Genomic DNA, 22530 nt, shown 5'->3' with positions numbered 1-22530 from the left:
CCACACGGGTTTTGGCGAAAGGTTCGACGAGCCGCTGCGCGTCTCTCAGGCCGTGCTGCCTGTTGACGCTTGCCGCGTCAAGTCTCCTTTTCCTGTCGCTCCCATCTGTAGGGGCGTGCGCGATTTCTGCGGGTTACCGAGGGTTTGCCAGGGCTGGCCCCTCAATAAAGTCCGCCGCGCAAGTCCGATACCCAGAGATCAAACAACACAGGAGACAACGATGCGGAAGATCCTTTCTCGCCGGTTTCTGATGGTTCTCGGTGCCGCCCTCGCGGCCGGGGCCGCGTTGGCGACCAACTACTCGCTGTGGGTCAACGGCCGCACCGGCGGCGGCGTGGCCGGCAACTACGCCGACTTCACCTACTGGGGCCCTGCCGGCACGGCCGCCGGCGTCAACAAGAAGGCCGTCAACTGGGACGGCTACAACCACATCTCGGACCAGAACTACCTGGTGCGCAACGCGCTGGACTGCTACTGCACCGGCGCCAACTGGTGCTACGTGGCCGCCCACAGCGCGGGCGACCTGATGATCGGCTACACGCTGTCCCTGTACGGCGGCAGCGCGCGCTACAAGAAGAACGCGTCGCCCGGCCCGGACGGCGCCTGCGGCAACACCGACGGCTCCACGCAGACGGGCTGGAACATCAAGTGGGTGGACGTGGCGGCCGGCGCCGGTGGCGGCAGCGAGCTGGCCAACGCGGGCGACTGGGCCCTGAGCGAGCCGCTGGTGGCCGACCTGAAGACGGGCACGGCGCGCGCGCTGTACGACCACAACAACACGCGCGCCAAGATGTTCTACATGTGGGCGGGCGCCAAGGGCACGCTGTACTCCTTCGTGCTGCCGGGCCAGGACGACGAGGCCATCGCCTATCACTCCGCCGGTGGCATCTCCGGCAGCGGCGGCGGCAGCTACTGCAACCCCAGCGACTGGCTGTGCAACGACTTGACGCTGGGCACCGCGCCGGCCGAGGGCGGCAAGGCCAAGTGGAGCAACCACTCGGTCGTGTTCCGTGACACCGGCGAGGCCTACAACCACTACACCAGCGGCAACTGGCAGGGCACCGTGGGCCTGGTGCGGGCCGACATGGTCAATTACGCCAAATGAAGCCCGCGGCTTGGCTGGCCGGCGCGACGCTGGCCGGCCTGCTGGCCTGGTGGGCCTGGCCCGGGCGCGCGGCGGCGCCGGTGGCCGTGAGCGACGCGGCCGGACGCAGCCACCTTGCGCTGCCGGTCGCCGCCCCGGCAGTGCCATCCCGGCAGACGGGGGCGCCGTTCACGGACGCGGCACTGCGCGAGCGCCTGGCCCAGCGCGAGCAACTGTTGCAGCGCCTGGAGCGCGCCCGCGTCACGCTGGCCACCTACCGCGAGCAGACGCGCTACCCGCACGAGTCGCGCCCCATCGCCGAGCACCCGGACCAGCTGCACCCCTTCGCGCCCATCCAGGAAAGCCTGCCGCTGCGCTTTCCCGGCAGCAAGGCCGCGGTGCCGGGCGTGCGCATCGTCACCACGCAGGATCGCGTCTTCATGAGCGGCGACGAGGTCGTCAAGGTCAGCGTCAGCGCGCAGGATGACGCGGGCAAGCCGCTGCCGCTGCTGATCACGCGCGCCGTCGCCTTCGACCTGCCGGACCCGCGTCAGGTGGCCGGCCGGCCGCAGCTGGCGCTGAACTTCACGGGCAACGAGGGCGTCTACAGCGCGCTGTTCCAGCCGTCGCAGACGGCCTTCTCCGACTTCGCCGGCACGGTGCGCCTGCAGGTCACGTTGAGCCAGGACGGCCGCCAGGGCGTCGTCAACTTCGACGTCGTCTACCAGCCGCTGGTGCCGGCCGAATGGGGCGCCATCAGCGACCGCGTCGCGGACGGTTCACTGGACTTCGTCGTCGGCCTGAACGTCAAGCAGGCCGGCCGCTACGTCGTCAACGCACGGGTGGACGACGCCAGGGGCGAGCCGTTTGCGCTGGTCAGCTTCAACGAGGAGCTGGGCAATGGCGCGCAGACGGCGCGGCTGCGCGTGTTCGGCAAGCTGCTGCGCGATGCGGCGCCGGCCATGCCGCTGCGGCTGCGGGACCTGCAGGGCTTCCTGCTGCTGCAGGACCGCTTCCCCGACCGCGCGATGCTGCCGCGGCGGGAGGGTGTTGTGCACCGAAGCGGCAGCTACGCGCTGAAAGGCTTTGCGGACACGGAGTGGACCAGCGAGGAGCGCGACCGCTACCTGGCCGAGCTGGGCAAAGACGTCGCGCAGCTGCAGGCCCAGCTGGGGCCGAACTGAGGGCTCAGCGCGCGCGCCGGCGTCGCGCCAGCAGCGCCGCGCCACCGATCAGCATCAGCAGCGCGCTCGCGGGCTCGGGCACGGGAGACGTCGGCGCGAAGGCCTGTGCTGCCCCGCCATCGATGCTGAAGCTGCTGACCTGCAGCGTGTGCGAGAAATCTGCGAAGCCGCCGTTCTGGGCCAGCGTGAACAGCGAGACGCCCACGTAGTAGACATAGCGACCGCAGATGGGCGCGACGCTGACGTCGCAGTCGATGCGCGTGCCCTCGGCCGTCACGTGCAGCGTCTCGTCCACCGTCACATGGGGGCTGCTGGTGGTGGCCTGGGCGCCCAGTGTCGCGAGGTGGGCCTGCGTCGACGTGGGCCAGGCCTGCAGCTGTGCCAGCATCGCGTCGCCCTCGGCGTCGATGTCGATGCCGGCATTGGCGAACAGCGCGCGCTGCTGCTCCGTCGTGCCATTGCTTTGCGAACCCCACGCGAACATCGCGAGCGATGCGCTCGAGCGATCGCTGCCGAGGCTGCGGCTGCCGTTCACGTCCAGCTGGCCGTCGAGCTTCAGTTCGAAGCGAACCGACACCGGGTTGTCGAGCACGGCCACATACAGCAGCGACGCCTGGGCGAGCGCGCCCGTGAACGTGCTGTCGGGGTTCAGCGGATCGCTGGCGCCGACGGCGGTGCCCAGGCTGTTGGGCCCCACGCGCGCGAAAGCCGTCGCGGACTTGCTGCCCTGGGTCTGGCCGTCCTTCACGTCCATCGCCAGTTCGGTCGGCCGGGGCGCAATGTGGAAGGCGTCCTTGCCGCTCTCGATGCCGTCGATCAGCGTGCTGGCAGACACCTGGTTGCTGCCGACGAACCATTGGCCCGGCGTGAGGCCGGACAGCGGCGGGAGCGGCAGCGTGGCCTGCGCGACGGCGGCGCCGGCGTTGAGCAGCAGGCCGAGGGAGAGGGCAAGCGGGGTGCGATGGAGCATGAGGCGATGGGCAGGCAAAAGAGCCGCGAGTCTAGGAAGGTGTCGGGCCCGCCCTCATGCGTTGCAGGCTTCAAGCTAGGGGCGCCGGACCCCGCAGTTGCGGGGCCGGGCCGCTCACGCCGCCTGGACGCCGAGCCGGGCGGCCGTCGCCCGGCGCGTCGAGGTGTCGGGCGGTCAGGCGATCTGACGGCGGCGGCGCGCGACGATGCCAGCCACGCCCATCAGCCCGGCGAACAGCAGCGCTGCGCTGGTCGGCTCGGGCACGGGCGAGATGGCGTTGAAGGGCAGGGCGGGGCCGCCATCCATCGAGACGCCGGTGACTTTCAGGCTGTTCGAGAAGTCGGCGACGCCGCCGTTCTGCGCGCCGTTGAATAGCAGCACGTTGAAGAAGTAGAAATAGCGACCGCAGGCCGGCGAGATCGGGGTCTGGCAGTTCTGCTGCGTGCCTTGCGCCGTCACGTGCAGCGTGGTGTCGACGTCGATCGAGCTGTTGACCGAACTGGTCTGGGCGCCGAAGGCGTCGAGGTGGGTCTGCGTGCTGGACTGCAGATGGCTCAGTTGCTGGATCAGCGGCTCGCTGCCGGCATCCAGGTCCAGCCCGGCTGCCAGGAAGGCGGCGTTCGCGGCGGCGCCCGTGTAGTTGGCGTGCGAGCCATAGGCCAGCCCGGCGACCGCGGCGCCCGAGGTATCGGGCGCCATGGCATCGCCCACTCTGCGCAGCTGCCCGTCGAGCTTGAAGTCGAACTTGAAGCTGGTGTCCTGGTCCAGCAGGGCGAAGTAGGTCACCGTCGAATAGCTGATCGCCGCCGTCCCCGCGCCCAGCGGGTTGAGCGGGTCGTGTGCGGACGCCGACGCGCCGATGCTGGTGGGCGACACCCTTGCCATCGCCGAGGCGAGCTTGCTGCCGGAAGTCTGCGAATCCTCGGCGCGCAGGCTCAGGTCTGCACCGGTCGGCACGACCTTGGAGAGCACCTGCTCGCTGAGCTGGCCGTCAACGATGGTGCCTGCCGCGGCTCGGTTCGCGAAGACGTACCACTGGTTGAGTTCCAGCCCGAAGAGGTTGGAGATGTCGGGCGTGCCCAGTGACAGGGGCGGGGGCGTGACATCGGCCGCGGCGGGTGCGTGAACGAAGGCGGCGATCAGGCTCAGGGCCAAGGTGCTGAAGCGAACGGCGTGCATGCGAGCGCGGGGTGAAGTGGCGACGGCGCAGTCTATGAACGCCCGCCGGGCCAGCGCGGTGAAATCGGCACTGCGGCCTAGGGGATGGACAGCGCCCGCTCGCCGCGTGCGCAGCGGTGCTCAGCCCCTGCTGGACAGCCAGTGCGCCAGCCCCTGCGCCGCCGCGCGGCCGCTGGCGATGCTGGCGGTCAGCAGGTAACCGCCGGTGGGAGCCTCCCAGTCCAGCATCTCGCCGGCGCAGAACACGCCGGGCAGTGCGGTCAGCATCAGGCCGTCGTCCAGCGCATCGAAGCGCACGCCGCCGGCTGTGCTGATGGCCTCGGCCATGGGGCGCGGCGCATGCAGCGTCAGCGGCAGGTGCTTGAGCGCGGCGGCCAGCGTCGGCGCATCCAGCATCTGCTCGCGCGTCAGCAGTTCGTGCAGCAGGCCCAGCTTCAGCGGGTTCAGGTGCAGGCGGCTTTTCAGGTGCGAGGACAGCGACCGGCTGCCGCGCGGGTGGCTGACCTCGGCCAGCACGCGCTCGGGCGCCAGCTGCGGCAGCAGATCCAGATGCAGCGTGGCGGCACCAGCGCTGGCGATCTGCTCGCGCAGCTGGCCGCTGGCCGCGTAGACCAGCGAGCCTTCGATGCCGGTGGCCGTGACGACGAATTCGCCCGCGCGGTTGGGAAAGCCGTCGGTCTGCAGCGCGACCGGCTTGATCGGCTGGCCGGCAAACTCGCTCGCGAAGCGGTGGCTCCAGCCCGGGCCGTCCGGGTGGGCGGCGGTGGCACCGACGTCGAAGCCGCAATTGGCCGGCTGCAGCCGCGCGATGCCCACGCCGCGCTCGGCCAGCCACGGCGCCCAGGCGCCGTCCGAACCCAGCTGCGGCCAAGACGCGCCGCCCAGCGCGAGCAGCGTCGCACGCGGGCTCACGAGGCGTTCGCCGTCGGGGGTGTCGAAGCGCAGTGCACCCGGGTCAGATTCAGCGGCCCAGCCGGTCCAGCGGTGGCGCATCGCGAACTTCACGCCGGCGCCGCGCAGGCGCTGCAGCCAGGCACGCAGCAGCGGCGCGGCTTTGAGGTCTTTGGGGAAGACGCGTCCCGAGGTGCCGACGAAGGTCTCCACGCCCAGGCCCGCGGCCCAGTCGCGCAGCGCGTCGCCGTCGAACGCGCGCAGAAGCGGCTCGAGCTGCGCGGCGCGGTCGCCGAAGCGGCCCACGAAGGGCTCGAAGGGCTCGGAATGGGTCAGGTTGAGGCCGCCCTTGCCGGCCAGAAGGAACTTGCGGCCCACGCTGGGCTTGGCGTCGAAGACGGTGACGGCATGGCCGGCGGCGGCCAGCACTTCGGCCGCCATCAGGCCGGCCGGGCCACCGCCGATGATGGCGATATCGGCCGTGAGATCTTTGTTGGGATGCATGCCAGATTCTAGGAACTGGCGCCCTCGCAGGGTCCGGCGAAGGCAGGCCCGGCCGACTGCCGGGCGCGGGCATCGATGCAGGGCCCCCGCCTCTCAGGCCGCTGCCGACGGTTTCGCCCCCGCCAGCGCCAGGGCGTTGTTGCCCCAGCACTTCTCGTACTTCCAGCCGGTCAGTTCCTCCGCCACGGCGCGGGCCTCTGCGGGGGCGTCGGCAATGCGGCCACCGGCCTTGATGCGGGCGATTTCTTGCAGCAGCACGGCGTGGTTCTTGCGGTCGAGCTTCATCTGGGTGGTGTAGTAGATGCCGCCCAGGCCCAGGCCGATCACGCCCAGCGTGAAGATGCCGATGATGGCGTTGACCGCGATGTCCGGCTGCGTGGCCTGGCCGGACAGGAAGCCGAACTGGCCCAGCGTCCAGCCCATGGCGAAGACGATGGCCGAGCGGGTGATCTTGCCGGCGAAGGTCATGGCGCCGGCATAGATGCCTTCACGCCGCCGGCCCGTCAGGACTTCGTCGACGTCGGCCAGGAAGGTGTAGACCGTCCAGGGGATGTAGTAGACCCCGCCGGTGCCCAGGCCGAACACGGCCGTGACCGCGAAGAGGGCGATGGCCGTGGTCTGCTTTGACCAGCCAAGGTAGAACAGCGCGGTATAGGCCAGCACGCTGCCGCAAACGACGAGCAGGGCGATGCGGTAGGGCCGCGCAAAACCGAACTTGATGCACAGGCCGATGAACAGCATGGTCGATATCAGCTGCATCACCGAGCTGAAACTGTTCAGGTAGCCGACGACGGATTTGTCCTGCCCCATGCAGAAGACAATGAAATAGGTGAATATCGACGCAAACAGCCATTCCGCCCCAAACCCCAGCAGATACATGCCCAGGTGCTTGCGGAAAATCTTCAAGTGAAAGGTGGACATCATGTCCAGGGCGAGTTTCTTGAGGGCTTTGCCCAGGCTGCCGGCGCGCTCCTGCACGACCTCGGTGACGGGCCGCTCCCAGGAGGAGAAGTACAGGGCCGTCATGGCGGCGCACATGATGAGGGCGTAGATGATGCCGGTGAGCAGGAAGGGCGTGGCCGACTCCTTGCTGTACACCAGGAACAGCTGGGCCGGGATGAAGGCCGCCAGGAAGTTGGCGCCCTTGCCGAACATGGCCTTGGAGCCCGTGAGTTTGGATCGGACGGAGAAATCCGTGGTCATCTCCGTCGCCAGGGTTTCATAGGGCACCATGATCATGGTGTAAACCAGCTCGAAGAGGGCGTACATGCTCAGGTAATACCAGAACCCGAAACCCTCGATCCACATCAGCGGATACAGCAGCACCGCCGGGATGCCGACCAGAATGAAGAATCGTCGGCGCCCGAACCTGCGACCCAGTCGCGTGTTGTAGAAGTTGTCGCTGATATACCCCATCACGGGGTTGCTGATGGCATCCAGGATGCTGGCCACGGAGAAGATCGTGGCCGCCTCGACCACCGTCAGCCCGCAGAAGGTCGTGTAGAAATAGAGCAGCCAGGCGGCCGCGATGGCCAGGGCGCCGCTGCCCAGCAGGTTGGCGCTGCCGTAGGCCAGCGTGTGCCGCATCGAGATCGTTCTGCCCATGACTTGCTGTCTCCGGTATTTCGGAAGACAGTTTCATTTTTTGTGGTCTGTCGTTCCGTGATGCGAGTATCCCATTTCCGGATGTTTTGGGGCCTGCCGTCAACCCTGGGTCATGAGGTTCGTGCCGGTCGCCTGCGGGCGCTCCTCGATGGGGCGTCAGCAAGTCGCGCGGGCGTGGCGCCGCCGGCGACGGCGTGCGCGGTCAGCCTGATGGGCGGTGTGGCGAGGGCGTCGACGCTGGCCATCGGCCATGGTCGCCACGCCCAAGGCGGGCCGGCCGCGGCCGGACGAGCTTCGGGCCGGTGCTTGAAGGTGGGCAGCGGGGCAGACGCGATGGTCAGGCCCCGCTGAGCGGGCTCATTCCGCGCGCAGCTTGGCCTTCAGTGCCGCACCGATCTCCGGCTTGTCGGCAAAAGGATCGGTCGGATTGCGCAGCAGCATCACGTCTTCCAGCCGCGTCTGCACGCCGGCCAGCGCCTGAGGGTGGCTGAAGATGTAGAACTTGTTGTGGTCGATGGCGTCGAAGACCATCGCCGCGACGTCGGCGGCCGTCAGCTTGCCCGAGGACACGGCCTTGTCGGTCTGAGCCTGCGAGATCAGCTGGCTCTTGGTCGGCTTGGCCGCGGCGAACTCGCCGGGGCGGTTGCGGTGGCTCTGGCTGATGCCGGTGGGCACGAAGAAGGGGCACAGCACCGAGGCGTGGACCTGGTCGGTCACCAGCGACAAGTCCTGGTACAGCGTCTCCGACAGCGCCACGACGGCGTGCTTGGACACGTTGTAGACGCCCATGTTCGGCGGCGCCAGCATGCCGGCCATGGAGGCGGTGTTGACGATGTGGCCGGAATAGTTCGAGTCGGCCTTGGCGGCGGCCAGCATCATGGGCGTGAACAGGCGCACGCCGTGCACGACACCCATCACGTTGACGCCCATGACCCATTCCCAGTCGGCCAGGGAGTTTTCCCAGATCAGGCCGCCCGAGCCGACGCCGGCGTTGTTGAAGACGAAGTGCGGCGCGCCAAAGCGTTGCTGCACGGCATCCGCCAGTGCCTGCATCTGGTCGGCCTTGGCGACGTCGACGACGCGAGACAGTACTGCCACATCGCTGAACTCGGCGACGGCCTTTTCCAGCGCGTCGGCCTGGACGTCCACGAGGACCAGGTTCATGCCGCGCTTGGCGGCGAGGCGGGCGGTCTCCAGGCCGAAGCCGGAGCCGGCGCCGGTGATGACGGCGGTTTGCGTTTTGCTCATCGGGGGGTCTCCTTGCGCATCTCTTGGTGAAGGATGCCGTCTTCCATGTATTGCTCGCCGACCGGCGAGAAGCCGAAGCTGCCGTAGAAACGCTCGAGGTGCGCCTGCGCATGCAGTGTGATCGCGTGGCCGGGCCACAGGCGCTCGCAGTGCAAAAGGGCTTGGGCCATCAGCCCGCGACCGACGCCGCCGCTGCGCGCGGCCGGCGACGTGACGACGCGGCCGATGACGGCGTCGGTGGGCGACTTCATGCCGGGCGGCAGCAGGCGGGCGTAGGCCTTCAGCGCGCCGTCATCGCCGGTGCCGAGCAGATGCCAGGTCTGCGGATCGAGGCCGTCGATGTCGAGGAACACGCAGTTCTGCTCGACGACGAAGACCTCGGAGCGCAGCGCCAGCACGGCATAGAGCTGTTGGACGCTCAGCTCTTCGAACGCCAGGCAAGCCCAGCGCATCAGATCAACTTGACGAGCTGCTTGCCGAAGTTCCTGCCCTTGAGCAGGCCGATGAAGGCCTCGGGTGCGCTGGCGATGCCGTCGGCAATCGACTCGCGGAACTTCAGCTTGCCGGTGGCCACCATGCCGCCCAGTTCCTTCAGCGCCTCGGGCCACACCTCCATGTGCTCGGAGACGATGAAGCCCTCGACCTTCATGCGGTTGACGAGGATGAGCTGCGGCGCGGCCATCGGGATGGGCTGGCCGTCGTAGCCGGAGATCATGCCGCACATGGCGATGCGGCTGAAGGCGTTGGCGCGCAGCAGCACGGCGTCCAGGATGATGCCGCCGACGTTCTCGAAGTAGCCGTCGATGCCTTGCGGGCAGGCGGCTTTCAGCGCGCCGGACAGCGATTTCACGTCGGGGTGCTGCTTGTAGTCGATGCAGGCGTCGAAGCCCAGTTCATCGACGACGTAGGCGCACTTGTCGGCGCCGCCGGCCAGGCCCACCGCGCGGGCGCCGCGCGCCTTGGCGAGCTGGCCCACGACGCTGCCGACGGCACCGCTGGCGGCGCTGACGACGACGGTTTCGCCGGCCTTCACGTTGATGATCTTCATCAGGCCATACCAGGCCGTCACGCCGGGCATGCCGACCGAGCCGAGGTAGGCGGACAGGGGGATGTGGGTGGTGTCGACCTTGTTCAGCACGCCGCGCTGCGTGGCGTCCACGGTCTGGTACTCCTGCCAGCCGCCCATGCCGACGACCTTGTCGCCGACGGCGAAGCTGGCATTCCTGGACTCGACCACTTCACCGACGGTACCGCCGATCATGACCTCGTCCAGCGGCTGCGAGGCCGCGTAGCTCTTACTCTCGTTCATGCGTCCGCGCATGTAGGGGTCAAGGCTGAGGAAGTGGTTGCGCACGCGCACCTGGCCGTCGGCCAGCGGCGCGAGCGGCGCTTCGACGAGGCGGAAGTTGGCGGGCGTGACCTCACCCTTGGGGCGCGAGGCGAGGACGATCTGGCGGTTGACTTGGCTCATGGGGCTGCTGGTTCACACAACAGCCGCCATTGAAGCATCCGTCGCCAGGGCCCTGAGTCCCTGGGGCGACAACGGCCTAGGGAGCGCGCCTCAGGCCTTGATCGGGTACTGCGTGCAGCCGAGTTTCTCGGAGATGTCGCGGCTGGCGGTCTGCAGCAGCTTGACGACATCCGGCGCCTTCTCGACGTCGAAGCGGAACGTCGGAAAGGACACGCTCATGCCGGCGATGGGCTGGCCCAGGCGGTCGAAGATGGGCACGCCGATGCAGCGGATGTGGTCGTCGAACTCCTCGCGGTCCTCGCCGAAACCCTGCGCCTTGACGGTGGCCAGCTCGGCCAGGAAGGCGGCGCGGTCGGTGATGGTCTTGTCGCGGAAGCGCTTGAACTCGGCGCCGTCCAGGATGCGATCGCGGCGGGCCGGGTGTTCCCAGGCCATCAGCACCTTGCCGATGGCCGTGCAGTGCAACGGCGCGCGGCGGCCGATGCGCGAGTACATGCCCAGCATGTGGCGCGAGTCGACCTTGTGGATGTAGATGATCTCGCTGTCGATGAGGCTGCCCAGGTGGACGGTCTCGCCGGTGGCGTCGGCCAGCATCTGCATGTGGTGCTTGGCCAGGTCCACCAGTTCGGGCGAGGGCAGGGCCTTGGCGCCGATCTCGAACATGCGCATCGACAGGCCGTAGCGCTCGCTGTCGGCCTCCTGGCGCACATAGCCCAGGCCCTTCATCGTCTGCAGGAAGCGGTAGACCGTCGCCTTGGGCATGGCCAGGCGCACGGACAGGTCAGTGATACCGATGTCACTGCGCTCGCCCAGGGCGTTCAGGATGGCGAACACCTTGAGTACCGCGGCAACCGATTCCGGTTGCTTTGAATCACCAATGTCTTCGTCCATCGTTTTGATTCTTTCGGGCACTTGTTCCAAAGAACGGATTCTGACTCAGGCCCGGCGAGGCCCGGCGCCAGTGCGGATTTGCTCATCAAGACGATTGGGATCGGCTGGGCGCAGTGCCGCGGTGTCGTAGAAGCTTTCCGGCACCCAGCCGACGTCGGCCGACAGGGTTTCGTCCGGGTGGGCGGCGCGCCAGGCGGCCAGGATGTCGACCGGGCGGCCGTTCAGGCGGCTGCCGCGGTCCAGGAAGGCGCTGCCCTTGAGGCGGCGGATCAGCTTGTCGGCGGTGATGCCGGGGGGCAGCTCCCAGGCGTTGGATTCGCTGAGAAGACGCGACTGGATGCCCACGCCCAGCGAATAGCCGAAGTCCTCGGCGTGGTCGGCGCTGAACAGGTTGCCGATGACATGCACGCGACCGAAGCGCACGCGCGGCGTGCGTTCCTTGCAGGCGTGGAAATGGTTGTGGTGCAGCGTCACGCGCAGCTTGCCGGTGTCCGAAGCAGCCAGCCCGTCGCTGTTGCCGATCAGCATGGTCTTGTCATGAGCCTGGAAGCGGCACCAGGACACGGTGACCAGGTCGCTGCCGTTGGTGATGTCCAGCAACCCGTCGTGGTGCTGCACGCGCTGGCCCAGGCGAATGGGTTCGAGCTTGTCGGGGTGGTTGCCGTCGTCGAACAGGCAGTGGTCCACCCACACGCGCTCGGCGCCGCGCAGCGACAGCGCGTCGTACTCCGAGTTCCATTCGCCGTGCACGTTGTCGCGCGGCTCCCACGCGGGAAAGTGGTCGTAGGCGTCGGAGAAGCGCAGGTCGCGGATGACGATGTTGCTGACCTTGTCCAGCAGCACCATGCCGTGCTGGAAGCCCGCGCCGGGCGCGGCGCCCAGCAGCGTCGTGTTGGACGGCAGGCGCAGGATGGAGACCGCGGCCTGGCGCTTCTCGGAGCGCTTGCGCGCGTCTTCCAGCGGGCCCTTGGGGTCGTCGCGGCCCCAGGTGGCGGGGTCGAATGCGCGGTCGAAGGCGTCGAAGTTGAACGCTGGGTCGCGGAAGGCTTCGACGCCGCCGGGGCACAGGTCGATGAAGGTGTGGATGCGGATGATCTTGGGCTTGTCGCCCAGACGCAGCGCGGCGTCCAGGCCCGCGCGGTCGTGCACGTCGAAGACATGCTCGGGCAGGGCCTTGGCGCCGCCCGTCGTCGCGCCGACGCTGGCCCAGCCAAGCGGGTTCTCGACGAGGACGGGCGGCGGCGTGCTGGCGCAGCCGCCGACGGTCGACAGGGCGGCGAGGGCGAGGAGGTGGCGGCGGTTGACGGTCATGGGCGGTTGTTGAATTCGCTGAGGCGATTCGAGGCGGCGTCAAAGGGGCGGCGCGATGTGCTGGCGGACCAGGGGCCGACGTGGGCGCCGATCTCGCTGTCGCGCACGACGGCCACGCCGTTGGGGCTGGTGCCGGCCTGCCACGTGCCGGCCTTCACGCCGGCATCCCAGGCGCGGCCGATGGCCGTGGCGCCGGGCGCGACGCCAGGCTCGCCGACCAGGCGGCTGTGCGTGACGAGGAAGCCCTGGGCCACGTCCGGTGCGGTGCTGGGCGCGAGGATGATGCCGCCGTGGCCGGGTGTGCGGCGGTTGGCGCGCGTCAGGATGGTGGAGTGCTCGATGACCAGCACGGCGTTGCCGAAGATGAAGTCCACGTCGCCGGCGATGAGGCTGTGGCGGATCAGCTGGCGTGCCGGCGCGTCTGCCGCGCGGCGCTTGGCGTAGAGAGTGTCCTGGTGGCCCAGCAGCCGCACGTTGTCGAGGTGGATGCGATCGCCGGCCAGCGTCAGCGCCACGGCCTGCGCGCCGCCGCTTTCGCCGACGCCGGGCGGGTAGGCCTCGCCGCGGCGCACGCCGTCCATCGCGTCATTGGCGATGGTCAGCGAGATCAGCTGCACGTCGTTGCTCTGCACCAGCATGCTGGTGCTGCCGCTGGTGCCGATGGTGGTCTTGCCCAGCTCCGGCCAGCAGGGGTGGGCCGGTTCGTTCTCGCCCTTGGGCTTGCCGGAGAAGCGGTTGTCGACCAGCACGACGGCGGCGGCGTCCAGCGCCGAGCCGATCAGCGCGATGGGCGCCTTGTCCTTGATGCAGACCGGGCCGCGGTAGGTGCCGGGCTGGATGTGGATGACCCAGCGCTTCGTGCCGTCGGCGGGGACCTTGTCGATGGCGGCTTGCACGGACTCGCCGGGCTTGACGGAGAAGTCAGGCGGCGTCGCGGCCAGGTCGGCCAGCGGCGCGGGTTGCCAGTCGCCGAGGTAGGCCGCCGCGGTGTGCGCGGCGGCCTGCTCGGCCGGCAGCTGAGGGCGTGCTTGCCCCTGAGCTGCCGTCGCGACGATGAACCCCAGCAGGGTCAGCGCCAGCTTCACAGGTCGGCCAGGTAGAGGGCCGGTTCGACGCCGTTCGCGCGCTCCTTGTCGCAGCTGAACAGCACCTGCTTGTTGTCCGGCGTGAAGCTGGGGTGCGGGTGCGTGACCTGCCGGTCGTCCTTGTAGACGTCCCAGCCGCTGTCGTGGCGGGCGATGGTGCGGGTCGTGCCAGCCTTCAGGTCGAACAGGTGCAGGTAGGGGTCGCCGGCCAGCATCTCGTTGTCGCCGCTGCTGGCCTTGCCGCAGCCGTCGCCGACGATGAGCGTGCCGTCGTGGTTGCTCATCAGGTGCGAGCAGGGCGGCATCTCGGTCAGCAGCTTGTTCTGCAGCGTGACCGGGTCCAGGCTGTAGATCCAGCGCTCGGGCGACTTCTCGTTGTAGCTGACGTAGATCATGGCGCTGCCGTCCGGCACCCAGAACTCGTGCGTGCAGCTTTCGCCGTTCTGGTGCTCCTTGCCGCAGCGGCGGTTGGTGCCGTCCTCGTTGATGAACCACATGCGCGCATCGATGAGGTCGTGCGGGCCTTCATGACAGTAGGCGACGGTGTTGTCGTCGAACGGGCGGTACTGCGGGTGGCCCAGCCAGCCGCGCTGCTCCAGGATGACGGTGCGCTTGCCCGTGGCGAGATCGACACTGAACAGGCGGCACAGCGGCCGCTTGTGGAACATGTCGGTGAACTTCTGCCAGGTGTTCAGCGGGAACCAGTCCTCGGCGGCGATCTCGATGCCGACGATCTTCGTGCAGGCGCTGTTGCTGACCCAGGTGCCATAGCCCACCCACGCGTCGGGCACGATGTAGAGGACTTCCTCCCTCAGCGTGGCGAGCTCCAGGCGGATGAACTGGCGCTTGTCGCGCACGAAGTAGAGGTGGCGGTCATCGGGGCTCAGGAAACCGCCGAAGGTGTTCTCGCCCGCGCCGTCGGTGAGCTGGATGGCCGTCCGAGTGTCCAGGTCGAGCAGGTGGTAGTTCCAGTTCGGGCTGGGGTGGGGGCCGAACTCGCCGCCGAAGATCAGCTTGCGGCCGTCGTTCGTGAAGCACTTCTGATAGAAGTAGTTGCGATGGCAGGTCACGTCCGGCGGCGTCAGCCGCGTGACGCGCGCGCCGGTGTCGGGGTCCTCGCGGGTGAGGAATTCAAACTTGCGTTCGGTGGACTTCATGGCGTGATCCTTTTTGGGCCGAGCGCTGGGCCGCTCCCGAGCCGGCCCATCTGGCGATGTGCTTGCCGGTCGAGCCGGCAAGCATCGCCGTCCCCTCGGGGGACCGACCAGACTCGCGCGCGTTCAGCGCTGCGAGGCTGGGCGAGGGGCGTTTACCTGGCCAACCAGCCGCCGTCGACAGCGATGGTGTAGCCGTTGACATAGTCTGAAGCGGTCGACGCCAGGAACACGACCGGGCCGGCCAGGTCCTCGGGCTTGCCCCAGCGGCCGGCGGGGATGCGCTCCAGGATGGCGCTGTTGCGCTGCTCGTCGGCGCGCAGCGCAGCGGTGTTGTTGGTGGCCATGTAGCCCGGGGCGATGGCGTTGACGTTGATGCCGTGCGAGGCCCATTCGTTGGCCATCAGCCGCGTGATGCCCATGACGCCGCTCTTGCTGGCCGTGTACGAGGGCACGCGCACGCCGCCCTGGAAGCTCAGCATGGACGCGATGTTGATGATCTTGCCGCCGGTGCCCTGGGCCATGTAGACCTTGGCCACGGCCTGCGACAGGAAGAACACCGACTTCAGGTTCAGGTCCATGACGTCGTCCCAGTCCGCTTCCGAGAACTTGATGGCGTCCTCGCGGCGGATGATGCCGGCGTTGTTGACCAGGATGTGGACCGCGCCCGTGAAGGCCTTGGCCTGGGCGACCAGGTCCGGGATGCTGCCGACCTCGGCCAGGTTGGCGCGCAGGTCCAGGAAGCGGCGCCCGAGCGCCTCGACACCGGCCTTGGTCTCGTCCGGGTCGGACACGTTGACGCCGACGATGTCGGCACCGGCCTGCGCCAGTGCCAGCGCCATGCCCTGGCCCAGGCCGGTGTTGCAGCCGGTCACGATGGCCGTCTTGCCGGCCAGGTTGAAGTTCTGGAGAACCATGTCTTTGTCCAAGGTGCGAAGTGCACCGGTTGCGTCGAATGAGCCGGCTGGGCGCGGGAAGTGCGGAAGCCGGGAGGTAGACCGCTTGAGTTGAAACGCGGTTCCAAAAATTCGGGTGACCGAAGCTTAGGCGGGCGTCAATTGCGGCGGAATCATGGTTTCTATTTAGTGAACCACTGTTCCGATTTTGCAATCTTCGACCTATCATCGTCCACAAGCCAGCCAAAAAACGCAAGAACATGAGCACCTGTATCCACAACGACGCCATGCCCTGGACTGAGCCCGGTGATGCCTTCTTGGCGCCGGGCCTGGCCTCGCACGGCGTTGTTGCGGGCCATGAAGGTGCCACGCCGCTGGGCCCGTTTTTCACCCGCCGAGCCGACTAGTCGACCTGGCCCGGCCGGCGCTCGCACTGCAGCGACACCGGCCTTCAAAAATCAACGGGTGCCCTGCGTGCGCCCGGGTAGCCAAACCCCAGAACCCGAGAGCCGCCAGCGCCAAGACGCCCAGGTGGCCTTGCACCAGGAGACCTTCATGCCCGTAATCCGTCCGTCCCACCGCCTGGCCCTGCGTCCGGTGGCCCTGGCCGTCGCCCTCGTCGCCGCCCCCGCCTGGGCGCAGGACGCCCCCGCCGCCTCGGCACAGCTGGAGACCGTCACGGTCACCGGCATCCGCGCGTCGCTGGAGAGCGCGCTGAACGCCAAGCGCCAGGACAAGGGCATCGTCGATGTCATCAAGGCCGAGGACATGGGCAAGTTCCCGGACACCAACCTCGCCGAATCGCTGCAGCGCATCCCGGGCGTGGTCATCGACCGTGACGCCGGCGAAGGCCGCAACATCACCGTGCGCGGCCTGGGCGGCGACTTCGCCCGCACCCGCATCAACGGCATCGAGGCGCTGGCCACCACCGGCGGCACCGACAGCTCGGGCGGCGCCAACCGCACCCGTGCCTTCGACTTCAACGTCTTCGCGGCCGACCTCTTCAACTCGCTGACCGTGCGCAAGAGCAGCTCGGCCGACGTGGACGAAGGCTCGCTGGGCGCCACCATCGACCTGCAGACGGCCCGTCCCTTCGACATGAAGGGCTTCGCGGCGGCCGTGTCCGTCAAGGGCACGTACAACGAGTTGCGCGGCAAGGCCACGCCCAAGGCATCGTTCCTGATCTCCAACACCTTTGCCGACAAGAAGATCGGCATGCTGCTGTCGGGCGCCTACTCCAAGCGCAAGGTCTACGAAGAAGGTTTCAGCACGGTGCGCTGGGACAACGGCCCGTCCAGCGGCAACGCCTTCAGCGGCTGGTGCCCGCCGCAGGGCATCACGACCAACCTGCCCACCGGCTCGACGGCGACGACCTGCGGCCCGGCCGCCCAGGGCGTGCCCCGCCTCGTGAGCACGGACCCGGCCGTCCAGGCCGGCTACGTGGCGGCCTACAACACGGCGTCGTCGGCCACCAACTTCCACCCGCGCCTGCCGCGCTACGGCCGCCTCACGCATGACCAGGAACGCCTGGGCCTGACCAGCTCCATCCAGGTCCGCGCGTCGGACACGACGCTGCTGACCTTCGACATGCTGTACAGCAAGCTCGACGCGACGCGCCAGGAAGACTTCCTTGAAGCCATCTCCTTCAGCCGCGCGCTGTCGGCCGGCGGCAAGCAGCAGACCAGCGTCGTCGAGGCGCAGTACGCGCCCAGCGGCCAGCTGCTGTACGGCAAGTTCAACGGCGTGGACATCCGCTCCGAGTCGCGCTTCGACAAGCTCAGCACCGAGTTCACGCAGCCCACGCTGACCGTGGAGCAGGACATCGGCGAGTCGATCAAGGTGACCGTGCGCGGTGGCCGCGCCAAGTCCAGGTTCAGCAACCCCATCCAGACCACCACGACGCTGGACGCCCCCAACGTCAACGGCTACGTGTTCGATGCCCGGGGTGACGACCGCGCGCCGCTGCTGGGCTACGGCACGCTGAACCCCGCCAGCGCCAGCGGCGGCTTCCAGATCTACGGCGTGCCGGTCGGCTCGACCAGCATCGCCAACTTCACGCCCAGCGAAATCCGCCTGCGCCCCAACGGCGTGACCAACCGCCAGGACGTGGCCACGGCCGACATCGCCTGGGAAGTCATCCCCGACGCGCTGACACTGAAGGGCGGCGTCAGCTACAAGCAGTTCAAGTTCACCAGCTACGACTTCCGCCGCACGGTGGAGACGATGAACACGCTGCCGGCCAACGTGATCCCGACCAGCCTGGTGACCACGCTGAGCGGCTTCGGCAAGGGCCAGAACCTGCCCGACGGCTCCGTCACCTCTTGGGTGCTGCCCAACCTGGACGCCATCGCCCAGGCCTACGACATCTACTGCAACTGCCTGAAGACCGGCGCGGCCGGCGGCCCCGGCGACTTCACGCTGACGTCCATCACCAACGGCGCCGGCCGCGGCGGCAACCGCGCCATCATCGAGACCGACACCGGCACCTGGATGATGGCCGACTTCGAGACCAAGCTGGGCGGCATGGCCGTGCGCGGCAACCTCGGCACGCGTTACGTGAAGACGGCCATCTCGGCCAGCGGCTACCTGGCCACCGGTGGCGGCAGCCTGGTCACCGCCGAGCGCGTCTACAAGGACTGGCTGCCGTCGGCCAACCTGTCCGTCAACGTCGCCAAGGACTTGATCGTGCGCGCCGCGGCGGCCAAGGTCATGTCGCGCCCGCCGATGCAAAACCTGAACCCGGGCGGCACGCTGACGACCACCGGCACGCTGAGCTACACCGGCGGCAACCCGGCGCTGGACCCGTTCCGCGCCACCACGCTGGATGCCAGCCTCGAGTGGTACCACTCGAAGAACGCCTTCATTGGCCTGGGCGTGTTCGAGAAGAAGATCAAGAGCTACGTGCTGACGCGCGGGCAGAACGTGCCCTACAACCAGACCGGCCTGCCGATGTCGCTGCTGCCCAGCAACTTCACCGGCGACGAAATCTTCCTCGTCAGCGCCCCGGTCAACACCCCGGGCGGCAAGCTCACCGGCTTCGAGATCAACGTGCAGCAGCCGTTCACCTTCCTGCCGGGCTGGGGCAAGAACTTCGGCATGCTGGCCAACTACACGCAGGTCAAGTCCAAGATGGCCTACGTGCTGTCCACGGCCGTCAACTCGCCCACCGTCACGGAAGACCTGGTCAACCTGTCGCCGCGCTCCTGGAACCTGTCGGTCTACTACGACGACGGCACCTTCAGCGGCCGCGTGTCCAGCTCGGCGCGCTCGGCCTTCCTGACCACCATCCCGGCCGGCAACAACCAGGACGTGGCAGGCAAGAACAAGACCTTCAACGTCGACATGTCGCTGGGCTACAAGTACTCCAAGAACCTGGAGTTCACGCTGGAGGCGACCAACCTGACCAACCAGCCGAACGACCAGTTCATCTCCCGCGCGATGGACAACGTGGTGGTGAACAACTACACCGGCCGCGAGTTCGTCATCGGTGGCCGCTACAAGTTCTAAGGCGCACGCAGCCTAGACAAGCAAAGGGCACAGACCTGTTGTCTGTGCCCTTTTTTGCCAGCGGGACCCTGCAGGTCTCCGCCACAGAAGTGCCGGCCGTCGCCTACCGCGCGGCCTGAGCCTCATCAACGGAGACCCCATGAAGACAAGCAAGACCTTGGCGGTCATCGCCGCCGCATGGCTGACCACGACCGCGGCCTGGGCTGCGGACAAGCTGCCCGCCGGCACGCTGATCACCGGCACCGTCTCGGGCGCCAGCGCCACGCTGCTGGGCCTGGACCACTTGTTCGCCGACGTCCCCGGCAGCAACACCACGGCGCTGGCGGCGGCCGACCTGGAGTTCATCACCGGCGACGCCCAGGTTGCGGTGGACTTCTTCAGCGACGGTCGCGTGCAGGTCTGGAACAACAGCGACACCGCCCAGCTGCTCGGCAGCTACACGCTGACCTTCGACTTCGCCGGGGCCGGCCCTGCCATCACGGGCTGGACGCCGCCGGGCCTGAGCGGCGTGACCCTGCAGGTGCTGGGCGAGCGCAGCGTCAGCATCAGCTTCAGCAACCTCGACTTCGGCGGCGACTTCGGCAGCTTCACCGCGCAGCTCAACGTCAGCGCCGTGCCCGAGCCCGCCAGCGTGCTGATGCTGGGCGCCGGCCTCGGCCTGGTCGCACTGCGCCGCGCGCGGAGGGCCGCCGCATGAAGGCCTTCAAGCCCCTGGGCCTGGCCGCGCTGCTGGCCTTCAGCCTGCAAGCCCATGCGATCGATGCCGCGCAGCAGACCGCCCCGGCCGACGGTTGGGGTGCCGGCACCGTGGGCGGCAGCGCCGCCACGCCCGAGCACATCTACACGGTGACCAACCGTGCCCAGCTGCTGAACGCGCTGGCCAACGGCGGCAACGCGCCCAAGATCATCAAGGTGGCCGGCACCATCGACATGACCGAGGGCACGCCGTTCGCGAGCACCGCCGACCAGAAGGTCAGGGCGCGCGTGCGCCTGACCAGCAATACCACACTGATCGGCGAAGGCCCGGGCGCCGGCTTCGTCAACGCCTGGATCGACATCACCAGCGTCAGCCAGGTCATCGTGCGCAACCTGCACATCGTCGCGCCCTGTGATGTGGGCCCGATCTGGGACCCGACCGACGGGGCCCTGGGCAACTGGAACTCGGCCTACGACGCCATCGGCATCGTCACGGCCACGCAGGTCTGGATGGACCGCAACACCATCACCGACGCGCCGGTCACCGACGACACGCTGCCCATCGAGAACGGCAAGACCAGGCAGTGCCACGACGGCGCCATCGACATCACCAAGGGCGCGGACCTGATCACGGTCTCGTACAACGTCGTCACCGCGCACGACAAGTCCATGCTGATCGGCGGCTCCGACAGCCTGACGAGCGACGCCGGCAAGCTGCGCATCACCCTTGCCAACAACGTCTTCAACGGCGTGACGCAGCGCGTGCCGCGCGTTCGCTTCGGCCAGGTGCATGTCTTCAACAACTACTTTGTCGGCAGCAAGACGGCCAGCCCCTACGCGCACTCGTACAGCGTCGGCGTGGGCAAGGCGAGCAACGTGCTGTCGCACAACAACGTCTTCGCCGTCGACGGCGCAACCGGCTGCGACAGCGTCGTCGTCTACGCGAGCAGCGACCACACCGGCGTCTTCCAGGACAGCGGCTCCACGCTCAACGGCGCGGCCCTGGGGGCCTGCAGCGTGCAGCCCGGCACGGCCTTCACGCCGGGCTATGCCTACAAGCCGCGGCCGGCGGCCCTGGTCAAGGCCAATGCGCTGGCGCTGGCCGGTGCCGGCAAGCTGACGACGCAGATCAGCGGCAACGGCAACGTCGGCGACGTGGCCGGCACCCGGTCGCCCGCTGCCAACGAGACCGGCGTGCACACCGACGCGCGCCTGTCGCTGTCCTTCGACGCGCCGCCCAGCATCGGCACGGCCGGCAAGGTCAATGTCTACCGCGCCAGCGACGACGTGCTCGTCGACAGCATCGATGTCAGCAGCGCGCCGTCGGCCAGCGACACGCAGGCGGTGCTCGCCCGGACCAACCTCGAGATCGACGCGCTGGGGCTGGGCGCCATGCCCGATGGCACCACCTTCGCGCGCTACGTCTGGTACCGCCCCGTGTCGGTGAAGGGCAGCACGGCCTCCGTCAAACTGCACAACAACAAGCTGGACTTCGGCACGACCTACTACGTGACGATGGACGCCGCCGTGCTGGGCGGCACGATCAAGGGCGCCGGTTTCGCCGGCATCAGCAAGGCCGACAACTGGAAGTTCACGACCCGTGCCGCGCCTGCCGGCTACACGACGCTGAACGTGGACGACAGCGCCACGGCGGCCGACTTCCGCACGCTGCAGGGCGCGCTGAACTGGGTCATGAAGTACTGCTCCACGAACAGCCCGGCCACCTACGGCTGCAACACGGTGGCCACACCCAAGCTCATCAGCTTGAGCAACGGCAGCTACCCGGAGCTGAACATCCTGCGCAAGGTGGCCAACCTGACCATCAGCGGCGAAAGCCGCGACGGCGTGGTGGTGGGCGACGTGAACTTCGAGTCGCTGAACGCCGGCAGCGGTGCGAGTTCCGCCGCGGCCGGCACGGCGCTGAGCACCTCCGGCAAGACGGTCGGCCACCGCGTGCTGGGTGGCGGGCGCGCGGCGCTGCTGGTGGAGACGTCCGACCTGCTGACGCTGCAGAACTTCACGCTGCACAACCCGCACGTGCGCAGCACGTCCTGGGACAACCAGGCCGAGGCGATCTACTTCAACACCAGCACCACCGCCGCGGCGGCGCGGCTGGTCGCCAGGCAGATGAACTTCCTCAGCCAGCAGGACACGCTGCAGCTCAAGGGCTACAACTGGTTCTACCAGTCGCTGGTGGCCGGCAATGTCGACTTCATCTGGGGCAGCGTGATGGCCAGCCTGTTCGAGGACTGCGAGATCCGCTCGGTCGTCGACACGGGCAGCAGCTCGGCCGGCTTCATCCTGCAGTCGCGGGCGACGGCCGGTGACAAGGGCTTCGTGTTCCTGAACAGCCGGCTGACCGCCGAGCCGGGCGTCACGCAGGCCTACCTGGCCCGCAGCGGCGGCACCACGGCCACGACCTACACCGACAACATCGCCTTCATCAACACCCGCATGGGCCCGCACATCCTGCCGGTGGGCTGGTGCGTGGGCACCGGCACCAGCAAGACGGGCGCGGGCACCGGCAGCTGCGGCAGCAACCCGCCGCCCTGGGCCGGCACCGCCGACGGCGGCGCCACCGACGCAGCCGGCTGGCGCGAGTTCGGCAGCACGGACCTCGGCGGCGCACCGCTGGACGTCAGTGCGCGGCTGGGCGTGGCCTCGGTCAAGGTCGCCAACGTGCTGACCAACGTGCAGCTCGCCAAGCCGCTGGTCGCCGCCGCGGGCCTGACGACGCGCGCCGAGATCCTGCAGAACTCCACCATCGCCACCGGCGCCCCCGGCGGCTGGACGCCCACCCCCTGACGCAGGCCGCGAGCGCCGGGCACAGACCCGGCCCGCGGGCCTCCTGCAC

Annotated in this window: 17 protein-coding genes; 5 read left to right on the top strand and 12 right to left on the bottom strand. The window is 68.4% G+C overall.

Features of this window, described 5'->3' with window-relative positions:
- Positions 1-220 precede the first annotated feature (220 nt).
- Positions 221-1105: a hypothetical protein gene (locus AC1D29_RS19185; RefSeq protein ID WP_477900333.1), complete on the top strand. Its 885-nt coding sequence runs from the start codon at positions 221-223 to the stop codon at positions 1103-1105.
- Positions 1102-2268, top strand: a complete 1167-nt coding sequence (locus tag AC1D29_RS19180; RefSeq protein WP_477900331.1) for a hypothetical protein — start codon at positions 1102-1104, stop codon at positions 2266-2268. The genes AC1D29_RS19185 and AC1D29_RS19180 overlap by 4 nt, the downstream gene beginning before the upstream one ends.
- Before the next feature lie 4 nt (positions 2269-2272).
- Here the strand turns inward: AC1D29_RS19180 and AC1D29_RS19175 are convergent, their stop codons facing one another.
- The 12 genes from AC1D29_RS19175 to kduD form a co-directional block, all read right to left on the bottom strand.
- On the bottom strand, positions 2273-3238 hold the full coding sequence (locus AC1D29_RS19175) for a PEP-CTERM sorting domain-containing protein (RefSeq protein ID WP_477900329.1): 966 nt from the start codon (positions 3236-3238) through the stop codon (positions 2273-2275).
- 174 nt (positions 3239-3412) lie between these two features.
- Positions 3413-4417 (bottom strand): PEP-CTERM sorting domain-containing protein, encoded by a 1005-nt coding sequence (locus AC1D29_RS19170; protein WP_477900327.1) that lies wholly within the window; start codon positions 4415-4417, stop codon positions 3413-3415.
- A gap of 120 nt (positions 4418-4537) precedes the next feature.
- A complete protein-coding gene (locus tag AC1D29_RS19165) occupies positions 4538-5812 on the bottom strand; it encodes a TIGR03862 family flavoprotein (RefSeq protein WP_477900325.1) in 1275 nt (424 codons plus the stop codon).
- A 93-nt stretch (positions 5813-5905) separates the two neighbouring features.
- The gene (locus AC1D29_RS19160; protein WP_477900323.1) at positions 5906-7417 is read right to left on the bottom strand and encodes an MFS transporter; all 1512 of its coding nucleotides are present in this window, start codon (positions 7415-7417) and stop codon (positions 5906-5908) included.
- A 357-nt stretch (positions 7418-7774) separates the two neighbouring features.
- Positions 7775-8665 carry an SDR family oxidoreductase gene (locus AC1D29_RS19155; protein ID WP_477900321.1) on the bottom strand — a complete coding sequence of 297 codons (891 nt, stop codon included), beginning with the start codon at positions 8663-8665 and terminating at the stop codon, positions 7775-7777.
- Positions 8662-9117, bottom strand: a complete 456-nt coding sequence (locus AC1D29_RS19150; protein ID WP_477900319.1) for a GNAT family N-acetyltransferase — start codon at positions 9115-9117, stop codon at positions 8662-8664. The genes AC1D29_RS19155 and AC1D29_RS19150 overlap by 4 nt, the downstream gene beginning before the upstream one ends.
- Positions 9117-10136: an NADP-dependent oxidoreductase gene (locus AC1D29_RS19145; RefSeq protein ID WP_477900317.1), complete on the bottom strand. Its 1020-nt coding sequence runs from the start codon at positions 10134-10136 to the stop codon at positions 9117-9119. Before AC1D29_RS19145 ends, AC1D29_RS19150 begins: the two co-directional genes overlap by 1 nt.
- Positions 10137-10226: 90 nt before the next feature.
- Positions 10227-11027, bottom strand: coding sequence for a DNA-binding transcriptional regulator KdgR (kdgR, locus tag AC1D29_RS19140; RefSeq protein WP_477900314.1), 801 nt, complete (start codon positions 11025-11027; stop codon positions 10227-10229).
- Between the two features lie 45 nt (positions 11028-11072).
- Positions 11073-12338, bottom strand: a complete 1266-nt coding sequence (locus AC1D29_RS19135) for a pectate lyase family protein (protein ID WP_477900312.1) — start codon at positions 12336-12338, stop codon at positions 11073-11075.
- Positions 12335-13423: a pectinesterase family protein gene (locus AC1D29_RS19130; RefSeq protein WP_477900310.1), complete on the bottom strand. Its 1089-nt coding sequence runs from the start codon at positions 13421-13423 to the stop codon at positions 12335-12337. Before AC1D29_RS19130 ends, AC1D29_RS19135 begins: the two co-directional genes overlap by 4 nt.
- Positions 13420-14580: an oligogalacturonate lyase family protein gene (locus AC1D29_RS19125; protein WP_477900308.1), complete on the bottom strand. Its 1161-nt coding sequence runs from the start codon at positions 14578-14580 to the stop codon at positions 13420-13422. The genes AC1D29_RS19130 and AC1D29_RS19125 overlap by 4 nt, the downstream gene beginning before the upstream one ends.
- Before the next feature lie 152 nt (positions 14581-14732).
- Positions 14733-15494 carry a 2-dehydro-3-deoxy-D-gluconate 5-dehydrogenase KduD gene (kduD, locus tag AC1D29_RS19120; protein WP_477900306.1) on the bottom strand — a complete coding sequence of 254 codons (762 nt, stop codon included), beginning with the start codon at positions 15492-15494 and terminating at the stop codon, positions 14733-14735.
- A gap of 534 nt (positions 15495-16028) precedes the next feature.
- Here kduD and AC1D29_RS19115 point away from each other — a divergent pair.
- From AC1D29_RS19115 to AC1D29_RS19105, 3 genes are all read left to right on the top strand, one after another.
- Entirely contained in the window at positions 16029-18980 is a 2952-nt protein-coding gene (locus AC1D29_RS19115) for a TonB-dependent receptor (RefSeq protein WP_477900304.1), read from the top strand.
- 139 nt (positions 18981-19119) lie between these two features.
- Entirely contained in the window at positions 19120-19677 is a 558-nt protein-coding gene (locus AC1D29_RS19110) for a PEP-CTERM sorting domain-containing protein (RefSeq protein ID WP_477900302.1), read from the top strand.
- Positions 19674-22481 carry a pectinesterase family protein gene (locus AC1D29_RS19105; RefSeq protein WP_477900300.1) on the top strand — a complete coding sequence of 936 codons (2808 nt, stop codon included), beginning with the start codon at positions 19674-19676 and terminating at the stop codon, positions 22479-22481. Before AC1D29_RS19110 ends, AC1D29_RS19105 begins: the two co-directional genes overlap by 4 nt.
- Positions 22482-22530 lie beyond the last annotated feature (49 nt).

This window comes from Roseateles sp. P1_C6, from assembly GCF_056406315.1.
Note: the sequence above shows the minus strand (reverse complement) of the source record. Positions and strands in the feature narration are given on the sequence as shown.

Excerpts from the sequence above, each read along its gene's own strand:
- AC1D29_RS19185 (WP_477900333.1), top strand. The coding sequence starts at position 221 with ATGCGGAAGATCCTTTCTCGCCGGTTTCTGATGGTTCTCGGTGCCGCC.
- AC1D29_RS19180 (WP_477900331.1), top strand. The coding sequence starts at position 1,102 with ATGAAGCCCGCGGCTTGGCTGGCCGGCGCGACGCTGGCCGGCCTGCTG.
- AC1D29_RS19175 (WP_477900329.1), bottom strand. The coding sequence starts at position 3,238 with ATGCTCCATCGCACCCCGCTTGCCCTCTCCCTCGGCCTGCTGCTCAAC.
- AC1D29_RS19170 (WP_477900327.1), bottom strand. The coding sequence starts at position 4,417 with ATGCACGCCGTTCGCTTCAGCACCTTGGCCCTGAGCCTGATCGCCGCC.
- AC1D29_RS19165 (WP_477900325.1), bottom strand. The coding sequence starts at position 5,812 with ATGCATCCCAACAAAGATCTCACGGCCGATATCGCCATCATCGGCGGT.
- AC1D29_RS19160 (WP_477900323.1), bottom strand. The coding sequence starts at position 7,417 with ATGGGCAGAACGATCTCGATGCGGCACACGCTGGCCTACGGCAGCGCC.
- AC1D29_RS19155 (WP_477900321.1), bottom strand. The coding sequence starts at position 8,665 with ATGAGCAAAACGCAAACCGCCGTCATCACCGGCGCCGGCTCCGGCTTC.
- AC1D29_RS19150 (WP_477900319.1), bottom strand. The coding sequence starts at position 9,117 with ATGCGCTGGGCTTGCCTGGCGTTCGAAGAGCTGAGCGTCCAACAGCTC.
- AC1D29_RS19145 (WP_477900317.1), bottom strand. The coding sequence starts at position 10,136 with ATGAGCCAAGTCAACCGCCAGATCGTCCTCGCCTCGCGCCCCAAGGGT.
- kdgR (WP_477900314.1), bottom strand. The coding sequence starts at position 11,027 with ATGGACGAAGACATTGGTGATTCAAAGCAACCGGAATCGGTTGCCGCG.
- AC1D29_RS19135 (WP_477900312.1), bottom strand. The coding sequence starts at position 12,338 with ATGACCGTCAACCGCCGCCACCTCCTCGCCCTCGCCGCCCTGTCGACC.
- AC1D29_RS19125 (WP_477900308.1), bottom strand. The coding sequence starts at position 14,580 with ATGAAGTCCACCGAACGCAAGTTTGAATTCCTCACCCGCGAGGACCCC.
- kduD (WP_477900306.1), bottom strand. The coding sequence starts at position 15,494 with ATGGTTCTCCAGAACTTCAACCTGGCCGGCAAGACGGCCATCGTGACC.
- AC1D29_RS19115 (WP_477900304.1), top strand. The coding sequence starts at position 16,029 with ATGCCCGTAATCCGTCCGTCCCACCGCCTGGCCCTGCGTCCGGTGGCC.
- AC1D29_RS19110 (WP_477900302.1), top strand. The coding sequence starts at position 19,120 with ATGAAGACAAGCAAGACCTTGGCGGTCATCGCCGCCGCATGGCTGACC.
- AC1D29_RS19105 (WP_477900300.1), top strand. The coding sequence starts at position 19,674 with ATGAAGGCCTTCAAGCCCCTGGGCCTGGCCGCGCTGCTGGCCTTCAGC.